Source organism: Paraflavitalea soli (assembly GCF_003555545.1).
GTDB lineage: Bacteria > Bacteroidota > Bacteroidia > Chitinophagales > Chitinophagaceae > Paraflavitalea > Paraflavitalea soli.
Genome location: NZ_CP032157.1, coordinates 4634547 through 4656477, shown reverse-complemented (window position 1 = coordinate 4656477; position 21931 = coordinate 4634547). Strand labels below are relative to the sequence as shown.

Here is a 21931-nt window from a genome sequence, read left to right as displayed (position 1 = left end):
GGTTGCTCCGTATAAAGGTAATGGCTAAATGACCTGTAAGCAATACCACATTGTGGTAGTTTTTAATGCAGCGGGTTATTTATGTAGTGCGAGCAGGAATAGACGGCTACCTGCCGAAAATTGGCTTACATTCGTGCTCAAACCCCTTGCAGAACTATGGTATACAAGATACTCACCGTTGCCGGCCTTGCTACATTTGAAATATATGCAGCCATACCAGCCGGATTTGCCTTCAGTCTTCATCCCTTGGTGATCTTCCTGGCCAGCTTAATTGGTGGTTTAACAGGTGTATACGTAGCTGCTTTCCTGGGGGATAAGATCCGTGCCTTCTTTACCCGCAACAAGCCCGTAAAGGAAGAAAAACCAAAGACGGGGATCATTTACCGCATTTGGGATAAATATGGTGTGGTCGGACTGGGTTTTTTGGGTACCATGACGGTAGGCGCTCCTGTAAGTATAGCAGTAGGAGTGGGTTTTAAAGTGCCCCTGAAAAGATTACTCACCTGGTGCTGTATAGGTGTTCTTACACGGTGCGCTATATTCACCACCATTGGCCACTTTGGAATGAAATTATTATAATACTTATTGCAAGTATAAAAAGAAAAGGTGACACCTTTCCCTTGCGATGCGGGCGAAAGGTGTCACCTTTTTTTATGTATATACGTTGATCAGCTTATGGCTGTTTCATTACTTTGAAGACCCGTTTGTCAGTCGTTGTTACTACTGTTAACACATGCGCGCCAGTTCCGGCTTTTTGTACACCAGGTACATCAATGATCGTATTCCCATTTTGCAGTACTACTGTGCGTTGCAAAATGTTCCTCCCGTTCATGTCTGTTAAGGTCAATACGCATTCCTGCAATTTCGGAGAAGTAACATCTATCAGCAATTGTTGACGGAAAGGGTTTTGCAGTACTTTCACGAATAACTCCTGGTTGCTTCGTTTAAGCTTCACCATGCTGCTATAGGTAAATTGTGCATTGTTATCAACCATTTTCAGGCGGTAATAATAGGTGGGCTGGGCATGGTTGCTTACGTTATCAATATATTGGTAGTTATTAGTACCAGCATGGGAGCCAGCTGCTGTTACCTGTCCAACTGTACTAAAGTTAACACCATCACTGCTTCGTTGGATATCGAAATAAGCCGATTGTTGCTCAGCGGTGGTGGCCCAACGCAACACATTGCTGTTGCCCGAAATGGTGCCGCTGAATTCTAATAGCCGTAACGGCAGGGCAAAAGACCCGGTATGCACAAAAAAGCCACTGAAGCCAGTTACGTTAAAGGTTACTTCCCACCGTGAAACTGTTGCATTCCATACGATATTGGCATCTGCTGGATCGATTAGTTCTTTGGCGCCGGAATAGGTGTCGGGCAGTCCCGTACCACTGGTGCCATGGTATTGCGTGATCCGCAGGTTGGCTTTTCCCGCCGCATCAGCAGGGCCTGTTGGCAGATCGGGGAATACACCATTAGCAGCATTATATGCCGTAAACTCAGCTTGTGTATAATATAAAGTAATGGTGGCGGTAGCGGTGGCTGCGCCCGAAGCTGGTATTATATCATAATGCCTTTCGCAATAGGCCTGACTATTAAAAGCAGGCACTCCTGATTCATATTTGGTACAAACATTGATAATGCCCGACACTGGCAAGGCGCCCGAAGGAACGATACGCGCAATAATATTACAATTGGCGTCTGAGTAGGTAGTACCTCCTCCTGACACTGCACTATTTAAGCAAACCTGTGCGCCGCCTGCTGTTCCTGCCGGTGTACTTAGTACAGAAGGATCGCCCGGTGTCATAGCTGGTGCACAACCAAAGTTCAGAAATCCACGGGCAGTTACCACATTACCGCCGGTGATATCTCCTGCGCCCAATACGCGCGATGTTACACCAGCAGCTATAGCAAAATGCATCACTGCACCAGGGCTGATAATATGATTGAGTTGCTGGCCATGCCCCAATTCATGTACGGCTACGGATTCAAAGTCTATCTCTCCGGGAGCGGCAGCGGCGGGGCCATACTGCCAGGGTCTTGCATCATCAAATACCATATCTATTTCTGCCACTATCCATACAAAGGGGCTCGCTGCACCACAACCGCCGTACCAGCTGGTACACCTGCCCAACACACCGGCAGGTAATTCACTGCCTATATCAAACCTTACTACGTTTACTCCTTCCGAAGCCACCGTATTAACGGTGGTATTAGCCCCCAAAGTCCAGTTCATGCGTGTATTGCAGGTCCAGGTTTTCATGGCACGTAGAAAAGCATTTTTAGCGGGTATATTCGCCGCAAAACTGGTTTCCATTTGAAAGGTATAACCGCCTGTGCCTTCAAGGTCAACGTGCGTAGGGATCTCAGAGGTTGTTGCCGGCAAAGTTCCGTCGGGAATATTCGAATAGGCATAGGGAATGGTTACAACATCAGTGCTTGTAGCTGAAGCCGGGTCGCTATTGGTAACTTTTATTGTTCCGGTGCCGGCAGAGGGGCCAGTAATGGTTGTTGATGGAACCTTCACTTTTATTTCAGTATCTGTCCAGGAAACATAGTCGGTAGGTAAGGGTTGTACAAGTACTGCAGGATTGGAGCTATTGGCACTTCTGAACTCCACAAATCCCGTGCCCTGTGCAATACCAAAATTGCTGCCCGTAATGGTCAGTACAGCATCGGTGCCCGCTGGTATGGAGAGCGGCGAGCAGCTGGTAATGACCGGAGTGGCCAGGGTGCCCATGGTCTCCACTTCCTTATGGGTGGTGGCAGCAGGAAGTGTGCTGATCTGTTTTTCATAACCAGTCAGCTGCCTGATGGTCTGGCCGGCCTCGGTGATCCTGTTATACCTGGTAAAAGGATCTGCTGCCGAATTGGTTTTGTCATCATAGGCAATAAATCCTTGCAGGCTGCTATATACCATATAAGTATTACCATTCAGGGCCCTTCGACCGGATATCCCTGTCCGGGGCGTCATACAAAAGAAAACGCCCGTTTCTCCAATGGACAAGGTCAAGGTGGAAGAATGGACCTGTTTCAACCTGCCCACAGTTCCTCCTTCAGTAATGATCTCTATTTGCTCACCTTGTAATTGGCCTTTGAATGTCCGGTATACCTGTATGAGGTTGGAAGTGTAAATATTGCCTTTGGCATTGCCAGGCTCCTGGTAACTGGTTTGAGCGATCACCTTTCCTTCGGCGATCAGGATGGAATTGTTCACCCTTTGTGTAAGCGGTACAGGAAACAATTCATTAGCGGATAGATCAGGCTGGAGGCCTAAAAAAAGTATGCCCAATATAAAAGCAGGGAGTAAATGGTTCTTCATAAATGAGGGTTAAGATGCTGGATACTGGTACAAACGTAAAAAACTCATTTATAGTTTGCCCGGTTACCTGGATTCCGGTACGTTTTTTTAGACCTATATCCTGGCATCCACTCGCTGATTGTAGTAAACCTCAAAGCGTCAATGAGATATTATAAGAATGAGCGAAGGGATGCCATCTAAATGTTGGGTATCCCTTCGATCAGCTATTTGATCAAAAATTCATTTCGTCTGCACTGGGTCCATAACTACCGGGGATCGGAACATCAAGCAGGCGGAGGTACACACCCAGTTGTGCACGGTGATGAACCGTTTGGTTGTAGGACATGCGTAGTACATCTGTTTTGCTTCTTACACTATACACCTGATCGCCATTGCGCAAAGTCCAGTCTCCTTCCAGGTCCTTATCCGTGGCTTTTTCCAGCGTGCCGCGGCCATCCTGCAGGCGTTCTTCATAATAGGCCATAAGGTCCTTTGTATTATTAATAGTGGGTACTGAATAAGGGTTGTTCGAAAAATCCAGCTCGCTGGTGTTCAGCGTCATGCTCACCCAGCCAGGCAATTCAGCGATATGGGTAGCCAGCCGGCGTATCGTCATGCTTTTTTCATGGGGCTGCCAGTCGTATTTGTTGTCCGGTACACGGGCCAGCATTTTACGGGTTGTTTCAGCTTCCTGGTTCAGTTCCTTCAGTAATGATTGAATGAGTGACATAGTTTGTTGTTTTAATACCACAAAGAAAATGAGGGGTAGTGACAGCCCTATGTCAGGAGCATGTCACTATATTTTTAAAAAATATATAAGGTAATCCTTCATTCGTACGAAATATTTCCTACCTTTAGTTCATGAAAGCAGAGAACCATTCCCATAAGCAGGCCGAACCTACCAAATCAGAGTTGGAGATACTCCAGGTGCTGTGGCAGCATGGCCCTTCTACGGTGCGTTTTGTAAATGACCAGCTCAATGAACAAAAAAGAGTTGTACAATATACTTCTACCCTCAAGCTCATGCAGATCATGGTAGAAAAAGAAATGCTCAACCGCGATGAAAGCAGCATGAAGCACGTGTACAGCCCTGCACTGGAAGAACAAAAGACCAAAGGATTCCTGCTCGACCGCTTTGTGGAGTCCATGTACAATGGCTCCGCTTCCAGCCTCCTGATGCAATTGCTGGGTAATAAAAAAACTTCCGCAAAAGAACTCCAGGCCATCAAGGACCTGCTCAGCAAAATGGAGAACGATAAGAAATAACCTTATTAAACGTACTTATATGCAACTACTATTCATGAACCAATGGCTGTCCGACAGCACCATCCGGGCTATCTGCTGGACTTTGATCCATTCTCTTTGGCAGGGGCTGATCCTGGCCGCCCTGGCTGGTATCCTGGTATTATTTACCCGAAAGCATACGGCCGCATTCCGGTACAATATGCTGGCAGGACTTTTCTTTGTATTCATGGGAGTAGTGGCATTTACCTTTGTGCGGGAGTTCAACCTCCCTGCTTCCGGCCATACCATGGCCAACCTGGTTGCGGTACAGGCAAAACAGGAGGGGAGCAACCAGCTTTCTTTGCCGCAAAATCCGACCGTAGAAATTTACCAGGAAGAAGGGTACATCGCCCGGTTTACCGGGTATTTCAATCAGCATGCTTCTTTATTGGTGGCCGTTTGGTTCTTGATATTCATGGCCAAAGCGGTTAAACTTATGAGCGGCCTCGTATATATACAGCGCATCAAACAGCACAAGGTTCAGTCTCCCGGTGAATACTGGACCAATAGAATGAGCGAACTGGCTGCTATGTTGGGGGTAAAAGTGCCTGTGCGTCTCCTGGAGTCAGGACTGGTAAAAGTGCCACTGGTAGCCGGGTTGCTGAAGCCCTTCATATTGGTGCCCGTGGGGCTCATTGCCAATCTGCCAGCTGAACAGGTAGAAGCCATCCTGCTGCATGAACTGGCTCATATCCGCCGGCGTGATTTTGTGGTGAACCTCGTGCAGAGCTTTGCAGAAATACTCTTTTTCTTCAACCCTGCTGTATTGTGGTTATCATCCTTGTTGCGGGAAGAACGGGAACATTGTTGTGATGACATGGCCATAGCAGTTACCCAAAGTAAAACAGGCTACATCCACGCACTGGTATCCTTTCAGGAATACCAGCTGGAAAATACTACATCCTATGCCATGGCTTTCCCAGGCAAAAAAAATCAACTCCTCAACCGGGTTAAGCGCATTATTGACAACAGCAATAAGACATTGAATACTGCAGAGCGCTCTTTCCTGGTACTCTGCTTCAGCCTTATAGGTATATTGACCATGGTATTTGCGCAGCCCGCTCCTAAAAAGGAACCTGTAAAGCAAGAACTGGCTACACAAAAGCAGGAAGGGACCAATCCTGCAAATACGAAGGCGAAAGGTAGGGTTAAACATCAGCCTTCGGACAAAGTGCCTGCCATGGATCAAAGTAAAGACCAAAGCGGCAACAAGAGCTATGATCAAACCTACCGGGCCAATCCTGTAGCTTACAAACCTTATACAGCAACTTATCAACCTTATGATACCCCTTCCTCAGCAGTTGCTGCCAGTGATACCATGCCGGCATTACGCAAGGGCAACTCCGTGATGACAGGGACGATTACGCATGATCTGGGTGGTAAGCAATATAAGATCACCATCAACAAAAACCTGGCTACAGGTCTTATGATCGATGGTGTGCAAGTGCCGGATGAAAAATTGCCGGAATACAAGGATCTTATCCAGGATATTTTCCGGGGAATGCAGGGACAGGCCGAGGAAGCTTACGGTGCGCGTGTGCAGGAAAATGCAGCATCAACCAGGCGGTTGTCAGCTCAAAACAAGCTGCTGGCGGATAACCAGGTTGAACTGCAAAAAGGGCTTTTCAAACTGGATAAGGAAAAAAGCTTGTTGAACAGGGAGCCCATCAGATTGGATACAACAGGAAAGTTGAATGGGCGCCTGGAGCTGAAGAAAAAAGATAGAACGGTGGTAGACGATATTGTTGATGATATCGTGAGCGCTGGTATCGTTACCCAGACAAACCCTCTGTCGTTCAGGATCAACCAACATGAGTTTGTGGTGAATAACCAGGCACAACCTGAATCCCTGCGGCGCCAGTTCCTTGAAAAGTATGTAGTACATCCTTCAGATACTTATCAATATACGAAGCAGGGAGGTACTACCAGCAGCACAGTCGTAATTGACAGGTAGAATTGTGACCAACGGAAATCAATAATTACCAGGATAAAGTATTTTGCAACCGATTCATCCCTGCCTCGTTATAGCACCCGTATGATCTGGAACGTCGCCGGGAAATAAAACAGCGGGATGACTCGGTTGTCTTCTCAGGTTCTTCCACCCTCATATTATTATAGTTACCAGCATACGGGCACCATTTCGTGCCTGCCTGGTATAAAACTGCATATACATGAAAAAATGTTATGGCCTCCTGCTGGTTTTCAGCATGGCAATTGTACCTTTTTGTTTACTGGCACAAAGCAAGACCTCCATTAACGGCGTAGTACAGGATAAAAATAAAAAGCCCGTGGTGGCTGCGACCATCAACCTCGTGAAAGCCACAGATTCAGTCCTCGTTAAAGTAGCGGTCACCACAGACAATGGCTCTTTTGTATTTGACAACCTGAAGCCCGGCTCCTACCGTATTACCATCACGGCCGTTGGCTTTGCGCCTTATTCCGGCGAAGCGATCAATGTTGCAGCGGAAGGTGAGGTCAGGAACCTGCCGCTCATTGAATTGTCTGTGGCCGATGCAGGCCAGCTCAATGCTGTTACCGTTACAGCCCGTAAACCATTTGTAGAACGAAAAATAGATCGGACGGTTGTTAATGTGGATGCGCTCATCTCCAATGCAGGCACCAACGCCCTGGAAGTGTTGGACAAATCACCGGGTATATTGGTTGACCAGGATGGTAATGTAAGTATGAATGGTAAATCGGGTGTAGTGATCTTTATCGATGACAAGCCTACCTACTTATCCGGGGCAGACCTGGCTTCCTACCTGCGCTCATTGCCTTCCGGTACGCTGGAATCCATTGAGATCATGACGAATCCTCCTGCTAAATACGATGCTGCCGGAAATGCGGGGGTTATTAACATTAAGACGAAAAAGCTGAAGCAGAAAGGGTTCAATGGCAATATTGCGCCGGGATATATGCAAGGTGCTTATCCGAAAAGCAATAATAGCCTCAATCTCAACTTCCGCAACAACGCTTTTAATTACTTTGCCAATGTTGGCTACAATTACAGTGAGAATTTCAGTGATCTGCTGATCCAGCGCCGGTATGTAAACGATGACGGCAGTCCGCATTCTTTGTTCTCACAAAACACCTGGATAAAAAGGCAGGACCGCTCAGGGTCACTAAGGCTGGGGGTTGATTATTCGATGGATAAGGCCAATTCGATCGGATTGATGGTGAATGGTACTACCCGGAAAGGGGAGAGCGCGATAGATAATAACAGTTACCTGTACGATGGCAGGAATGAACTTGACTCCCTCATTACAGCCGATAATATGGACAAACGCACTTTCGGCCGGGGAAGTGCGGGGCTCAACTTTCGGCATAAATACAAGCAAACGGGCCGGGAGCTGGGTGTTGACCTGGATTATATTTACAATGAATCGAATGCAGACCAATTTTATAGAAATGCCAGTTACCGGGCAGATAATACCGTAAAAGGAAAAGATGATCTGACAGGCAAGCTCCCTTCTTATATCAATATCTACTCTTTTAAGGCCGATTATTCCCATCCTTTATCCAACGGTATCAAAGCAGAAGCTGGTGTAAAAGGAAGTCTGATTGAAACCAATAATATTGCTGTCTATGATGTTACAGTGGGAGGTACTACCAGGCCGGATTATGATAAAACGAATCATTTTACTTACCGCGAAAACATTAATGCTGCCTATTTAAATTTTAGTAAGGAATGGGGCCGTATTTCTGTGCAGGCAGGCCTGCGTGGAGAGAATACGATTATGCGTGGGCATCAATTGGGTAATGTGATGAAGCCGGACTCGGCTTTCAAAAGGGACTATGTGAACCTGTTCCCTACTTTTTATCTTTCCTATAAACTGGATTCTGCAGCTAAACATCAGTTGGTATTTTCCTATGGCAAACGTATCCAGCGGCCTAATTTCGGCAACCTCAATCCCTTTATATCACCGCTTGATAAATTCACTTTCTATGTAGGCAATCCTTTCCTGCAACCCACCATTGCCCATGAAATAGAGGTTTCGCATATTTACGATAACAAGATCACTACCAAACTGGGTTATGAGTATTATGATGGCGACATTAATGAGACGATTGAATTGCAGGGGCATCAGTATTACAGCCGCCCGGCCAATGTGGGCAAAAGCCAGTACCTGTCTCTTTCTGTAAATGCTTCAATTGAACCGGCACCCTGGGTTACGATCAATTGGTTTGGCCTGGCCCAGCATGTCAGTTTCAAGGCCGATCTGTACAATAATAAACTCGATACGAGCGGCATTAATTTCATTACCAATTTCAACAGCCAGTTTCGTCTGGGCAAGGGATGGACTGCGGAACTGCTGGGGCTGTTCCGGAGCGATTTCATCACTACCCAATTTGTATTGGGCGATTTCTGGACGCTGAGCGGAGCGATACAGAAGAAGGTCCTCAAAGGTAAAGGGTCGGTGAAACTGAGCATACAGGATATTTTCTTTACCCGCCTCAATTATGGTAAGATCAATAACCTGCATAATGCCAAGGGCAATTACCGCAACCAGGGTGATACACGCGTGGTAGGTATTAACTTTACCTGGAACTTCGGCAAAACCTTTGAGACGCGCAAACGGAGCAATGGCAGTGCAGAATCAGAAACGCAAAGGATATAAGAACGCATCATTACCATCGGAAGACAACAGGTCCGTCGGCCTGTACTGAAATGGAGTCAACTGATAATCCGGTGTACAGTTTCTCCCGTTCCTCCAGGTAAGGGCGCGCAATTTTTGTCATTTTCGAATAAAGGGGACAATCATTTTTTACAATTGCCCGGTAGAGGTAAGATCGATAGGTAGCTGTATCCTCGGTACAGGGAACTATGGGGCTTCGAAAGAATATTTTGGTCAGCAAGGCAGCACTTTCTTTGTTTTTATAGCCTGCAATGGCATTGAAATACATTTCTACCGAATTGTCATAAAGGGCCAAATCTTTGTCGCAGATACGCCTGTAGAATGTCCTGAGGTAATGTGCAAGGATTGGTTGATAGGAGGCTATGGGATAATCTTTCACCAATGTAAACCAAGCTTCATCCAGGTAATAGCTTTCGCTTGTTAGTACGTCCAGCAAAAAAGCTGTGTCTGCAGGATTTTTATAAGCGGCCAGCGCATATAGGGCATGGGATTTTGCCCGCATCCGGATATCCCTTTGGGCCATGGTCTTAATAATGTTGTAGTAGGTGGTGTCCTGTTTAACTTCACCGAGTTTTAAATACGCCTGCTCAAGGTAATTGTGATCTTTTAATACTTTGCGTAGTGTTTTGTCCCTGCTATCTTTCGATTTCCATTCGTAGTTGATAAGCATATAATCGCTTACATAGGTCCATTCAAAACTGGCGCACTGGAAAAACCAGTTTACACGGGCAGTATCATTCAGGTGATCCATGAGCACCTCATAGTGATCAATGGAGGTACGGTTTGTAACGATGTTCAATGCCACAGAACGGAGTAGGGGAATTTCACAACGTGTGAGGTCTAATACCTGGGTATCGGTCAAAAGACTGTCTAATATCCCGATGCATTCGTAGTTCTTTTCTCCAATAAAACCTGTATTGACAATGCGAAGCAGGTATGGTTGTGTCTTTTCGGAAAAGTGCGTCAGGGCGTATGGATACGGGGTACTGCGATGACAACCATACAGGGTCAATAGAATAAACAATAATGTGATGACTCTCATGGCCTAAGTTGAAGGTGAAAGGGTTCTCTTTAAGATGCAGCAAAACCAACTTTTACCAAAAGAAACAGGTTTATTTAGATGCTGCCTGTTGGCGCACAGGTTGTATATTCGGTGCTGGCATATTAATTGGTGTAACTGAGGGGCCAATAAAACAGATGCAACTATGATAGCTTTTGTATACAGGCAATTGAATGACAATGCAAACCGATACCTGGCAGCCCATCTTCCGGAAGGTATACAACCTGTATTTCGTACGGCACTCAAGCCGGATGAATATCAGCAGGCGTTCAGGCAGGCAGATTTTATACTGGGCAATCCGCCCCGCGACTGGTTTAGTAACTTACCTCAACAGCTTAAATTCTGGCAGCTCTCTTCTGCTGGTTTTAGTGAATATGAAGGCATGTCGGCTCCGGTGCCTACGGCCAATATGGGCGACTTCTTTGCCCGCCCCTGTGCCGAGACCATCGTGGGCGGTGTGCTGGCTTTTTATCGGGGTATACACGAGCTTACCAGGCTGCAGTTAAAGAAGGACTGGCAGGGCGAAAAACTCAGGACCTCGCTACGGCTGTTGGGCGATCAGCAGGCGATTGTATTGGGAGCCGGCGCCATTGGTAAGCGTGTAAAGGAAATGTTGCTGGGCTTTGGCTGCCCGGTGATGATGATGGCCCGTACCAATCCTTCGGCTGAAATACATTCAAGGGAAGAGTTGATGAAAGCCCTTCCGCAAACCACCCTGGTGATCAATACCCTGCCTGGCAGTGCGGATCAATTTGTAACAGCCGATATGCTGGAAGCGCTGCCGCCGCAGGCTGTATATGCCAGTGTGGGTAGGGGGGAAACGACGGATGAACAAGCGCTCATCGCCGCCTTGCGTGCCGGCAAACTAGCGGGTGCGGTGCTGGATGTGACGGAGGAAGAGCCGCTACCTGCCGATAGCCCTTTGTGGCAGATGGAGCATGTGATACTTACCCAACACACGGGCGGCGGAAAATCCGATGAGCTTATAGGTATAGCCCAACAATTTATTAATAATCTCCAACGCTTTCTGAACCAACAGTCATTGATTGATCCTATTGAGTTGTCAAGGGGTTATTGAGTTGGAATAGCCTATTAAAACTTTAACGTAGCCTGCCACTCCTTATTGCTGCTGGTATCAATATAGGCCCAGGGGTAAGCAGTATAGTTTGTTCAACATGGCGGGTTAGAGTTGGTTGTAATTCGAATATAGCGCGAAAAAAATCTTCACTTAAGTCTTCTTAGACAGACTATTTTGGTCATTTACCATCCTATTCCATAATCCTCTCCATGATTACTGCTTCCTCCCCAGAAACTGCTATGCTTCCAATCGAAGAAGATCAGGTTGATAGGGCCGCTGGTACGGTCATCGAAGGTGAGCGTATAGCCCATTTTGCGGAGTGCTTCGCGTGTTGCTGCCGGCGTGGAGTCATGGAGCAGCAGGTGGCCCGGCTTAGGTTGCCGGTCTGCTGTTTTGGTACCGCCCAGGGATAACCAGAGTTGATTGCTGTTGATATTGGCTGCTTCCGATGCCTGTTGGGCAGTCATACCAAACTCTACCACATTGAGGAAACACTGCAGCAGGTTTTGATCCTGTGTATCTCCTCCCTGTACAGCAAATGATAAAAAAGGTTTACCATCTTTCAGCGCTATGGAAGGAGTGAGTGTGACCCTGGGTCTTTGTCCCGGTTGCACTACGTTGAAAGGATTCAGGTCGGCGTCCAGTACAAAACTTTGCATACGCTGGCTCATGCCTACACCCGTTTTTCCGGCAATACAGGCTGGCAGCCAGCCTCCGCTGGGCGTAATAGACACTACCCAGCCCTGTTCATCGGCAGCCTCTACGGAAGTAGTGCCCCGCCACAGGCGGTCCAGGTAGTCTGCATCAACAGCCTCCTGTGGAGGAGTGGCTGCTGCTACATCACTAGCAGGTACACTACCAGGTGTTGGCATGCCTGTTCTTGTATCATGTGCCGGCAAAAAGTTGCGGCTGCTATTGGTATCGATGGGAAAGCCCCTTTGTTTCAGCAATTCGATATAGGGATTTGTTTTTCCTTCGAAGGGATAGGGATCTCCCGGGCCAGCTTTATCATTATTGGCAGTGGGGTTGATCAGCTTAGCGCGCTCTTTTGCATAGGCTTTGCTGAGTAGTCCTTTGATGGGTTCTTCCGGTGCTTTGTACGGATCGCCGTAATAAAAATCCCGGTCGGCAAAAGCCAGGTTCATCGCCTGATACAAGGTATGGATGTATTGGGTACTGTTGTATCCCATGCTCTTCAGATCAAAATTCTCCAGTATGTTCAGGCTTTGCAACAACATCGGCCCTTGTGTCCATTGCTGCAGCTTGTATACGTCGATGCCTTTATAACTTGTTTGCAATGGCTCTTCCCACAGCGGTTTCCACCGCGCCAGATCTTCCAGGGTGATCAATCCTCCCTGTTCCTGGCTGCCCCTTACAAATTCTTTGGCGATATCTCCTTTGTAGAAACGGTCATAAGCCGCCATGATGGCTTCCTGCCTGCTTTTCTTTTGTTTCAGAGCGGCCTGCTCCGCATCCACCATTTTTTGTAAAGTCGCCAGCAGGTCCTTTTGTACAAATATTTCTCCGGCTTCCGGCGCCTCCCTGTTTTCGCCAGCATGCGTTAGAAAAACGGCTTTACTATAAGGCCATTCTTTGATGCGTGCTTTACCTCTTTCAATACTATTCGCTGTTTGTGCTTCAATCGGATAGCCGGCTGCCAACTGCATGGCCGGCGCCAACACCTCTTTCAGGCTCATGGTGCCATAAGCCGCCAGCATGTAACAAATGCCGCCCGGTGTACCAGGCGTAGTAGCGGCCAACGGACCATATTCAGGAGGAAAGTTGTAGCCTTTGCTTTTGAAGAATGCAGCGGTAGCGCCGGTGGGGGCTACGCCCATGGCATTCAGGGCAATCACTTTCTTTGTTTTGGGATTATAGATCAGTGCCTGTGTTTCGCCACCCCAGCTTAATACATCCCACATGGTACAGGTGGCAGCCAGCATAGCGCAGGCTGCGTCAACTGCATTACCACCCCGTTGGAAGATCATGCTGCCGGCTGTGGCAGCCAGCGGTTTGCCTGTGATAGCCATCCAGTGTTTACCATGCAAGGGAGGTTTTTGGGTTTCCTGGGCAAATGAAAAGCAATAAATAGCACCAAAGAAAAAGGAAAGGCACAGGTGTCTCATGCGAATAAGTTTGGTTCCTAAAGATAAGGATTGCCAAAGTCATCCTATAGGCCAAAACTGCCCTTGTTGTAGCGTAATTTACCTGGCCAGGTGCTTGTCAAATCCCAGTTCTACCAGGCGCTCATAGGCTTTCCAAATGTTGTCGGGTATTTCCTGGTAGATCTGGAATCCTTTGGCAGGATATATTTTAATGCGTTGCAGGTCGCCCACCATTACATGGATCACTCTTTCGAGAGGGATATCATCAGTAGGGTAGTCCTTGAAGGATATTTGAGGGGAGGTTACCAGCAGTTGCTTATCAGGCCAGTGCTTTTTAAAGGTGGCATAACTCCTGCGTTCCATATAGGGTTTCTGTACCACAATAAAAGATTGGGGATCCAATCCGCGCTCCTGCAGCAATTCCTGCGTAAATAAGATATTCTCACCCGTATTGGTCGATTCATTTTCTACCAGAATCGCATCGGCAGGAACCCCCATTTCTATGGCAATAGCGGCAAACTGGTCGGCCTCTGTTTCCGTCCAGATAGACTTCGTAAGATTGCCGAGGCCGCCGGAGAAGATGAGCAGGGGCGCCCATCCTTGCAGGTAAAGTTCGGCAGCCCTGTTGGCCACCCGCAGGTCATGACTGCCCAAGGCAAAAATGCAATCAGCCTTTTGGGGTTCATGCTGCATATGGTGGTAGTCCCAAAGCTCCTGCGCCAGTGCTATGACTTCGTTGGTGATCATACAGAGAGGTACTTGTATACGTTTTTTCGATACACTTCCAGGTCTTCCAGGGTGGAGAATGATTCAAACCTGTCTGCCTGTCCTCCCCGCTGTTGCCTTTCCAGTGCAACTATACCGCCGCCAACAAGGATCCTTTTGGCGCGCTGGAAAATAGTGTCCAGTCCGGCAATATCATTGATCATTTGCAGGTCTTCGATCTGGCCAACATTAATGATATAATCTTCCATAATTCATTAAGTGGTGGGTGGCAGTTTCAGCGATGGCTCAGGCGTTAGCAAGCGATGTAGACCTCCTGGTAGTGCGGCTGGTGGTTTTCTTTTTAGCCTTCGTTTTGGTGGGAGTGGTTTTGCCTGCTTTTGCACGTTTCGCCTTTTTCAGTCGCTCTTTTTCAGCATCCGCGTCAACCTTCATGTTATGTTTAATTACCTGCCAGTATTCAGGGCCATAGCTCACCAGTATTTCTCCGCCGGCAGGAATGTCCCTGGCAGCTTCAATAAATACCCGGTTGCCTTCAGTCACATAGGTGCAGTTGTTGGTGATGCCTTTTACCCGGCCAATGCCGCGGGCATCATTGGCATAGCGTGCCAGTGCTGTTTTGTCGTGTTGTGCATCCAGTACAAAGTTGCGGCTTACATAATAGATATAGCCGTTGTTGCCTTCATCATGGTTCACATCTTTCCATGTGGAAGCTTTCCCTTTGTATTCAACAATACGAGTTCCTTTCGCGATAGGTTTTTGCGTGAAAAGTCCTTTACCTGCTCCGGGAATAGTGGATGTTTTAACTCTTAGTTGCTTGTCAAGTAGTGCCATTCAATAATCGCTTATATGTCCTTTAAAATCGGCGAAGATAATTATTATTAACTGTTACAGCACAAGGTTATACGAAATCCTTCTGTGTAAATTAATGGTCACTGCAGGCGCGGCTGTTCCAGGCCTGCCGGTCTGCGCATACAACCATGCGCGCAACTACCTGCAGGCTATGCAGGGGGTGATGCCAGCCAATCCTTCAAAATCGATTCACACCTGTTGATTTGCAAAATCGTTGCATACAAAAATTTGGTTTTCAAAGTACTTGTACATTATCTTTAATAATCATTAATCCTTCATCGCAGTTTAGTTCCCACAAGTAAGTTATAAGATCTTTTCCAACTGATAATCCCCCAGGCTTTGCTCTCTTCCCCCGTCTCATCCTTTCCTACTTTCATGCGTTACAACCATCTCCTATCTTTCAACTCCCTTTCACTTGTCAGGCGCTAACAGCTGTTTGCACTTGACAGAAGTCATTTATTGTTTAAATGATTATGAAGGCTTTACAATTATCTGTGGCGTTTTTATTTACATTTGTTTTAAGGCATTCTTTCATTTTTACCAGTTTATTTTTCCCACCATTTACCTTATCAACCCTGACGATTGGTATAAATCACCAATGATTTTTGCTATTTAATCTAATGATCTGATATCCGGAACGATCGCGTCTATGGGATTACCATGTCCATAGGGCATTGTGTTCGTATGTCCGGCTTAACCGTAGTAAGGCTTTGTTATCTATCCCTCTAATCAATATGAAACGAAAGATTGTAATTGAGATACTATCGTCCTTGTTGATCCTGCTTTTTGTGTACACGGGTGTAAGCAAGTGGCTCGACTTCAAAACTTTTACGGGGCAAATGAACAACCAGCCTTTGCCCAACTGGATGACACCCATACTCGTCTGGACGCTCCCCGCCGTAGAGATCATTATTTCAGGTTTTTTAATGTTTGATAAAACACAACTCATCGGTTTCCGCGCGTCACTGGTACTAATGCTATTGTTCACACTATATACATTGCTGGTATTGCTAAAGACATTTGGCAGAATTCCTTGTTCCTGCGGCGGCGTAATAGAAAACCTGTCATGGCCCCAGCATTTAGTATTCAACCTCTTCTTCGTAGGGGTAGCGCTGGCAGGTATGATCCTCAAAAGAAAAGAGAAGCTGAAAATTTCATAATCAGAACCAATGTGCTGAGAGTTTAACGTTTTCAGGCGAAGCCGAAAACCTGTACAAAAGAGTAGGCAATAATTAAAAAAACCATTTATGAAGAAGATGAAATTTTCGCTCATGGGGCTGGCCCTGGTCGCCGCCCTTACCAGCGCCTTTGCTACAAGGCCAGATTGTTTAACCTGTCAGACTGCTCAGCAATACCATTTGAATAATGGAGTGTATGAGGCGCAGGGAGTTTTTGGATTGGATTATGATTGCGATCCTGATACCATCATTTGTACCTACTATCATCCTGTGGGGCAACCCAATGTATTTGCAGCCTGCAGGATGGGTATCTGGATCGATATGCACAGCAGCCGGGCTTCAAAATAAAACGTTTATATAACAATTATTACCACTGTAACAATCTTATTGAAAACACCGGATCACCTGTGTAAATACGGAAAATCAATGGTTTTGGCGTTTTTTTGATGTACCGCTAAAAAAAACGGTTTAGCAACTAACAAAATGTTAATCAATCGATAATGTAGGTTGTAAACAGTTGTTAGCCAAATTGTTGATACGTAAATTTTCCCCTTATCAAAAAATGTTCTAAATTCATGTTTTCATAGGATAAGGTTTAATGGTTAATGGTATTTGATTAGTGCGGTCCCGCCTCTGGCGGGACCTTTTTTTATGGGGGTATCCCAATACATTGAATAGCGTTTTTTTACCGCGGATTTTGCTCCATATTGCTCAGATTCATCACATCTGGTGGGAATAATAAAGTATAGCGCAGATCGCCGGGAGCCAGTTGATAAGGGTTATCGAGCATACGCTTCAAGGTGATATTGGCCCCATTTTTATTGAGCCGCCGCAGGTCCGTCCAGCGCAGGCCGCGAAAAGGCAGTTCTTTTCTTCTCTCCTCCATAATTTTCTGCAAGGCGATATCCGCAGTAGCGGCAGCAAAGGGTACAAAGCTATTGGCCCTCCACCGGTTCTTCAGCAGGGCATTCAGATCATCCATAGCTTCCTGTACATGGCCCATGCGCGCCAGGCATTCTGCCCGTATAAGGTATACTTCATCGGTAGCCAGGCCGGTAAACAATTGATTGATGCCGGTATAACCGATCTTGGGATTAATATTGCCGGAACTATGGATGCGGTAAAAAATAACACTGCGCAGGTCATTGGCCGCATAGGAGCGATACAGGTTGGTATCCACAATACAATTGCTTACGGTAATACCCCGCAACACATTGGTGGTCACAAACCTGCTTTGGTAAATGGTCTCTATATTGAATTTATTGAAGGGATTATTTATCTGTGTATTCAGGGTATCATACCTGATGAGGGTATTGTGCAATAGCAAACAACTGTCTGCATACACCTTGGCACGGGGATAATTGTCCATGCTCAGGTAAGTCCTGGCCAGCAACGCAAAGGCAGCTGGCCTGGATGATCTGTTGCGGTTATTGAAAGGAATTTCTGCGGGCAACAGACTGCCGGCTTCCAGCAGATCTGTAAGGATCCTGCTATAGGTTTGGTGTACAGAAGAGCGCACAGATTTTTCATCTACGCCTGGTGTAAGCCGCAAGGGAATACCCAGTTTTTCGCCAGGGCTATTGGGGTTATAGACGGGGGCAAAGACCTGCGCTACCTGGTAAAAAGCATGGGCCCGGGCAAAAAGCGCCGCGCCCTTAATAGCCCTCCAGTTACCTTCATTAGCAGCTGTGATGGGTAGGTGACTCAGGGCCTCCAGTATTACATTGGCATAAAATACCTGTTTATAAGGAGCGTTCCAGTCGCTGATATCACCTGTTAAACCATCAAAAGTAGCAGGCAGCCACCTATAAGCATTTTTTTCTTTGGTATTCAGGCCACGCCAGAAGGCATAAGGTAAGTAGAAATTGTCGGCCGAGAGTTCACCCAGCACCGGGGTTTCATTCATAATGTCCTCATTGTCCAGCAGGGCCTGGCAATCTTCCAAAGTTGTAGGTACAAACAGGTCACTATCGGGTTTGGCTTCCAGGAACTCTTTTTTATGGCAACTGATGGCCATTGCCAGGGCAGCAATACAAAGAACCCGGTAAAGCTTTTGTATACTATTCATAACCGTTATTTGAAATCTATTTTGATGCCAGCAGCAATGGTGCGTGGCGCAGGGTAACCGCCAATATTATCCGGATCAATATCCTGATGATTCGCCCTCCACAAGATGCCGATGTTATTGGCATATAGATAGAATTGTAAATCCTGGATGGGAAGCCTTTGGAGCATTTGTTGACTGCAATTATAGCTCAACCTGATATCCTGCAGGCGTACATGATCTCCCTTTTCCACCAGGATACTGGAATATTGGTAAAAAAGATCGCGTAAAATATTATTGGGATATTGCATGGAGGGAACATAAGTGTTGTTTTCGTCACCTGGCTTTTGCCAGCGCAAGCTAAAATCAGTATGACCGCTGGCGCTTGAATTGAATAGCTCATTGTAATTAATGGATGTCCTCCTGAAATAATAACCGGCCTTCCAGGTAATATTAAAGGAAAGTTGGAGTTGCTTCCAATTAATGGTATTACGTACACTGCCAAAGAAGGTGGGATTGGCTGGACCGTTGTATAGCAGGTTGTTGAAATCGGAAGAATTGCGGATGGCACCATAATCTTTGCTCTTTTTATCGCCTAGCCATCCCTGCGGATCGCCCAGTGTATCAAGCCCCATCCATTGTAAACTATACACGGCATATACGGGCTTTCCTTTCAACGGGTTAAGAAGATCTGAAATCAGGTAAACACCTATAACGTTTTGCTGAACTTTGTATTCTGTTATTTCATCCACCGTATGGCTAAAGAGGATAGTGCTCATCCACTTCCAGTCTTTTTTGTTGATGTTTTGTGTTTGGAGGGTTATGTCAATGCCATGCCCCTTCATATTGGCCGTATTACCCCGAAAAAGCGGATTGCCGGTAGTTGGGTCAAGCGGACTATTGCCGATCAGGTCTTCGGCTTTGCGGGAATAATATTCAATACTGCCACCGATGGTATTGTGAAGGCTGGAAAAATCAATGCCAATATTACTCATGCGCACCTGCTCCCAGCGCAGGGCCGGGTTGGGCGGGTTGATAATGTCTCCGCTGGTAGCACCCCAGTTATTTTGATTCTGGATGATGGCAGTGGTAAAGGCTGATACCTTTCTGTCTACATTGCCATTATAACCATGTGTAAGGCGTAGTCGCAGATAGGGAAGCCAATGGGACTGATGAAAAAAAGCTTCCTTGCTGATCTCCCAGCTCAGGCCGGCGCTCCAGAGCGGCACGCCCTTTTGGTTGGCCTTTACTCCAAAAATATTCGATTCATCTTTGCGGGCGCTGGCCGATAGGATATAACGCTGGTGAAGCGTATAGGCGGCATTCACAAAATAAGAGAGGTAGCGGTCGGTAGTAGTGCGGGTTTTGTCCTGGTAGGGTATCCTGGCTTCCGACGACGGGCTGGAATACTGTGGAAAGGTGGCCGTATAATTGACCGGTATGCTGGTGAGCCGGTCCGGATCGTATCCATACATGCGAGTACTTGTAAATTGATTGGCGAAGCTTCTTACTTCTGCGCCCGCAAAAGCATTGAAGGCATGTTGTGCATTCCAACGATGGGTATAATCGGCCTGCACCCGTACATTGTGTGCCTGGTAAGTGTTATTATACTTGTCGAGGATATCACCATAGGGTATCGGTGTGGTGATGGATGATCCATTGATTTGTGTATATTGGTTAATCAGGTCGCGGGTGAAAAACGATTGCCGGCTATGCAGGTTCCGCTCTTCTGAAAACCCCTTATTGTATTGATAGAGTATATTGGCGTTCAAGCCGGGGATAATGGAATATTTCAACCCGGCATTGATGCGGTAGTCGGTAACGATCGTTTTATCATTCGCCAGCCGTAGTTCATCCAGTGGCCGGTAATTCCAGTCCAGCAGTTGGCCACCACCGGCAGTATCAATATAGGATTTGCGCAGGGTAGTATAAAGCGCCATGGGTTGGCCGTTGGCATCTGCCAGTTGGTTATAGGGATAGCGACTTCCAAAACTAATGGTAGTATTACGTCCCTGGGTGGCCGAAAAAATGATCCCTGTAGTGAGTTCCAATTTCCGCTTCCACCAGGCATAGGTATTGTTAGCATTCAGGGTAATACGATCGTATTGGTTGCCCACCTGGCTGCTCAGGTTTTTATCGTACCCGGCTGAAAAATAATACTGGTTCTGCTTGCCGCCTCCACTGGCGCTCAGCGCATATTGCTGGTTGATACTGTGGCGATATAAATATTGTTCCTCATCTTTACGTCTGTCCTGCTGCCGCAAAGTATTCAGCAGGCTGGTGGCTTTCGGAGAAGAGATCAGCCCATCCCGCTCCTGGATCATAATTTCTACGGCGGGCGATAAAGCTGGATGTTGGGGATTGGCTTCCCGCCCCAGGTAATGATCGTTCTTAAACAGGAACTGCTCTACGTCGATATAATCGTTGGAGCTCATAATGGGCTCATAGTACAGGTTTGGTTTTTCGCCTACCGTTACATTGGTGTTGAAAGAAAGTTTGATGTCCTGGTTGTATTTGCCCGTTTTGGAAGTAATAACAATTACCCCATTGGCAGCGAGCGCTCCCCAGATGGAAGCAGCGGCTGCATCCTTTAGTATGGTGATGCTTTCAATATCGTTGGGATTAATATTACCTACATCACCTGTATAGGGAAAATTATCCAGGATGATCAGTGGTTCGGGATTGGCGAAAATGGTGCTCCGGCCGCGTATGCTGATGCTTGATGGATTGGTAGGGTCGCCGGGTTGAATATTAGCATTGAACAATACGCCGCTGGCTATGCCATTGAGCCGGTCCAGCACATTGGTGCCTACCTTATAGTTCAACAATTCATTGTTTACTTTGGAAAAGGATCCTGTGAATTCACCCACCTTTTGTTTTTGGTAGCCGGTGGCTACCACTTCTGATAATTCCTTGGCCAGTAGTTCCAGGGTGATCAAAAGATCGGGTTTGCCGGTTAGCCTGATCCCCCCGGTCTCATAACTCACACTGCTCACAATAAGGCTGTCACCAGGCAACAGGTTTTCAAGCTGGAATGTTCCATCCTCACCAGTAGCGGTTTGCTGCCTGCTACGGAGCGCCATGATCGTAGCGCTGGGAATGGGTTCGCTCGTTTTGGTAATGATCCTTCCTTTGATCGCGATTGTTGCAGGAGGGGCAACGGTGCCGGCACTCTTTGGTAAAAGCTGCACGCTTTCATTCGTAAACTTATAGCTAAAAGGCTGGTCAGCAAAAATAATGGCAGTCACTTCCTCTATGGTGGCCTTTGTTACATGCAGGCTCACCCTTCTCGCATTAATGAGTAGGGCAGGATCATAAATAAACCGGTAAACTGTTTTGCTTTCAATGGCTGAAAAGATAGTTTCGAGCGGTACATTATTCCGGGAAATAGTGATCAGTCGTTGTTGGGAAGGAAGAACCTGTTGAGCTGATCCGGCGACGCTCAAAAGCAAGCAAGTAATGGTTAATAAAAAAATAGTGGTTCTTTTCACGCCAAACCCTGTTGTTATGTTTACTCTGTCTCCCCGCTTATTTGGAAACTTTTCACATCCCTGTTTTTGCCAGGCGTAGGTCTTTCAAAAGGGATATAAAAAAAACTGCGAACCATGAGCAAATATAAGCTCTTGATTCGCAGTAGAAAAAAGATTGCTGCATGTTTTGTGCATGCAGCAC

16 protein-coding genes are annotated in these 21931 nt (G+C 46.7%); 7 read left to right on the top strand and 9 right to left on the bottom strand.

All coding sequences use genetic code 11. The features are described from left to right. Nucleotides 1-156: 156 nt before the first annotated feature. The gene (locus tag D3H65_RS17325; RefSeq protein WP_119051510.1) at nt 157-579 is read left to right on the top strand and encodes a small multi-drug export protein; all 423 of its coding nucleotides are present in this window, start codon (nt 157-159) and stop codon (nt 577-579) included. 94 nt (nt 580-673) lie between these two features. Here D3H65_RS17325 and D3H65_RS17320 read toward each other — a convergent pair whose 3' ends face one another. Further along, complete coding sequence (locus tag D3H65_RS17320) at nt 674-3319, bottom strand: IPT/TIG domain-containing protein (RefSeq protein ID WP_119051509.1); 2646 nt, start codon at nt 3317-3319, stop codon at nt 674-676. 211 nt (nt 3320-3530) lie between these two features. Continuing rightward, nucleotides 3531-4028, bottom strand: a complete 498-nt coding sequence (locus tag D3H65_RS17315) for a DinB family protein (RefSeq protein ID WP_119051508.1) — start codon at nt 4026-4028, stop codon at nt 3531-3533. Nucleotides 4029-4159: 131 nt separating this feature from the next. On the opposite strand from D3H65_RS17315, the gene D3H65_RS17310 reads away from it, so the two are divergent. The 3 genes from D3H65_RS17310 to D3H65_RS17300 all read left to right on the top strand — a co-directional run bounded on the left by D3H65_RS17310 (nt 4160) and on the right by D3H65_RS17300 (nt 9201). Then, nucleotides 4160-4564 carry a BlaI/MecI/CopY family transcriptional regulator gene (locus tag D3H65_RS17310; protein ID WP_119051507.1) on the top strand — a complete coding sequence of 135 codons (405 nt, stop codon included), beginning with the start codon at nt 4160-4162 and terminating at the stop codon, nt 4562-4564. Nucleotides 4565-4583: 19 nt separating this feature from the next. Then, complete coding sequence (locus tag D3H65_RS17305; RefSeq protein WP_119051506.1) at nt 4584-6536, top strand: M56 family metallopeptidase; 1953 nt, start codon at nt 4584-4586, stop codon at nt 6534-6536. A 217-nt stretch (nt 6537-6753) separates the two neighbouring features. Further along, on the top strand, nt 6754-9201 hold the full coding sequence (locus D3H65_RS17300) for an outer membrane beta-barrel protein (RefSeq protein ID WP_119051505.1): 2448 nt from the start codon (nt 6754-6756) through the stop codon (nt 9199-9201). Nucleotides 9202-9211: 10 nt separating this feature from the next. On the opposite strand, the gene D3H65_RS17295 is transcribed toward D3H65_RS17300, so the two are convergent. Continuing rightward, entirely contained in the window at nt 9212-10261 is a 1050-nt protein-coding gene (locus tag D3H65_RS17295) for a hypothetical protein (RefSeq protein WP_162915692.1), read from the bottom strand. 163 nt (nt 10262-10424) lie between these two features. On the opposite strand from D3H65_RS17295, the gene D3H65_RS17290 reads away from it, so the two are divergent. Beyond that, nucleotides 10425-11357, top strand: coding sequence for a D-2-hydroxyacid dehydrogenase (locus D3H65_RS17290; RefSeq protein ID WP_119051503.1), 933 nt, complete (start codon nt 10425-10427; stop codon nt 11355-11357). Between the two features lie 182 nt (nt 11358-11539). Here the strand turns inward: D3H65_RS17290 and D3H65_RS17285 are convergent, their stop codons facing one another. The 4 genes from D3H65_RS17285 to D3H65_RS17270 form a co-directional block, all read right to left on the bottom strand. Beyond that, on the bottom strand, nt 11540-13483 hold the full coding sequence (locus tag D3H65_RS17285; protein WP_211345510.1) for a gamma-glutamyltransferase family protein: 1944 nt from the start codon (nt 13481-13483) through the stop codon (nt 11540-11542). A 78-nt stretch (nt 13484-13561) separates the two neighbouring features. After that, the gene (locus D3H65_RS17280; protein ID WP_119051502.1) at nt 13562-14209 is read right to left on the bottom strand and encodes a YdcF family protein; all 648 of its coding nucleotides are present in this window, start codon (nt 14207-14209) and stop codon (nt 13562-13564) included. Next, nucleotides 14206-14436 carry a hypothetical protein gene (locus D3H65_RS17275; protein WP_119051501.1) on the bottom strand — a complete coding sequence of 77 codons (231 nt, stop codon included), beginning with the start codon at nt 14434-14436 and terminating at the stop codon, nt 14206-14208. Before D3H65_RS17275 ends, D3H65_RS17280 begins: the two co-directional genes overlap by 4 nt. A gap of 37 nt (nt 14437-14473) precedes the next feature. Further along, nucleotides 14474-15019 (bottom strand): SET domain-containing protein, encoded by a 546-nt coding sequence (locus tag D3H65_RS17270; protein ID WP_119051500.1) that lies wholly within the window; start codon nt 15017-15019, stop codon nt 14474-14476. 752 nt (nt 15020-15771) lie between these two features. Here D3H65_RS17270 and D3H65_RS17265 point away from each other — a divergent pair. Together D3H65_RS17265 and D3H65_RS17260 are read left to right on the top strand one after the other, a co-directional pair. Beyond that, complete coding sequence (locus D3H65_RS17265; RefSeq protein ID WP_162915691.1) at nt 15772-16197, top strand: MauE/DoxX family redox-associated membrane protein; 426 nt, start codon at nt 15772-15774, stop codon at nt 16195-16197. Nucleotides 16198-16284: 87 nt separating this feature from the next. After that, nucleotides 16285-16563 carry a DUF6520 family protein gene (locus D3H65_RS17260; RefSeq protein ID WP_119051498.1) on the top strand — a complete coding sequence of 93 codons (279 nt, stop codon included), beginning with the start codon at nt 16285-16287 and terminating at the stop codon, nt 16561-16563. 337 nt (nt 16564-16900) lie between these two features. On the opposite strand, the gene D3H65_RS17255 is transcribed toward D3H65_RS17260, so the two are convergent. After that, entirely contained in the window at nt 16901-18283 is a 1383-nt protein-coding gene (locus D3H65_RS17255; protein ID WP_119051497.1) for a RagB/SusD family nutrient uptake outer membrane protein, read from the bottom strand. A 5-nt stretch (nt 18284-18288) separates the two neighbouring features. Continuing rightward, the gene (locus D3H65_RS17250; RefSeq protein WP_162915690.1) at nt 18289-21711 is read right to left on the bottom strand and encodes a SusC/RagA family TonB-linked outer membrane protein; all 3423 of its coding nucleotides are present in this window, start codon (nt 21709-21711) and stop codon (nt 18289-18291) included. Nucleotides 21712-21931: the final 220 nt, after the last annotated feature.

What these genes read in the sequence shown, in the direction of transcription:
- D3H65_RS17310 (WP_119051507.1), top strand. Translation starts at nt 4,160, where the DNA reads ATGAAAGCAGAGAACCATTCCCATAAGCAGGCCGAACCTACCAAATCA.
- D3H65_RS17325 (WP_119051510.1), top strand. Translation starts at nt 157, where the DNA reads ATGGTATACAAGATACTCACCGTTGCCGGCCTTGCTACATTTGAAATA.
- D3H65_RS17280 (WP_119051502.1), bottom strand. Translation starts at nt 14,209, where the DNA reads ATGATCACCAACGAAGTCATAGCACTGGCGCAGGAGCTTTGGGACTAC.
- D3H65_RS17260 (WP_119051498.1), top strand. Translation starts at nt 16,285, where the DNA reads ATGAAGAAGATGAAATTTTCGCTCATGGGGCTGGCCCTGGTCGCCGCC.
- D3H65_RS17320 (WP_119051509.1), bottom strand. Translation starts at nt 3,319, where the DNA reads ATGAAGAACCATTTACTCCCTGCTTTTATATTGGGCATACTTTTTTTA.
- D3H65_RS17300 (WP_119051505.1), top strand. Translation starts at nt 6,754, where the DNA reads ATGAAAAAATGTTATGGCCTCCTGCTGGTTTTCAGCATGGCAATTGTA.
- D3H65_RS17270 (WP_119051500.1), bottom strand. Translation starts at nt 15,019, where the DNA reads ATGGCACTACTTGACAAGCAACTAAGAGTTAAAACATCCACTATTCCC.
- D3H65_RS17295 (WP_162915692.1), bottom strand. Translation starts at nt 10,261, where the DNA reads ATGAGAGTCATCACATTATTGTTTATTCTATTGACCCTGTATGGTTGT.
- D3H65_RS17315 (WP_119051508.1), bottom strand. Translation starts at nt 4,028, where the DNA reads ATGTCACTCATTCAATCATTACTGAAGGAACTGAACCAGGAAGCTGAA.
- D3H65_RS17290 (WP_119051503.1), top strand. Translation starts at nt 10,425, where the DNA reads ATGATAGCTTTTGTATACAGGCAATTGAATGACAATGCAAACCGATAC.
- D3H65_RS17265 (WP_162915691.1), top strand. Translation starts at nt 15,772, where the DNA reads ATGAAACGAAAGATTGTAATTGAGATACTATCGTCCTTGTTGATCCTG.
- D3H65_RS17285 (WP_211345510.1), bottom strand. Translation starts at nt 13,483, where the DNA reads ATGAGACACCTGTGCCTTTCCTTTTTCTTTGGTGCTATTTATTGCTTT.
- D3H65_RS17255 (WP_119051497.1), bottom strand. Translation starts at nt 18,283, where the DNA reads ATGAATAGTATACAAAAGCTTTACCGGGTTCTTTGTATTGCTGCCCTG.
- D3H65_RS17305 (WP_119051506.1), top strand. Translation starts at nt 4,584, where the DNA reads ATGCAACTACTATTCATGAACCAATGGCTGTCCGACAGCACCATCCGG.
- D3H65_RS17275 (WP_119051501.1), bottom strand. Translation starts at nt 14,436, where the DNA reads ATGGAAGATTATATCATTAATGTTGGCCAGATCGAAGACCTGCAAATG.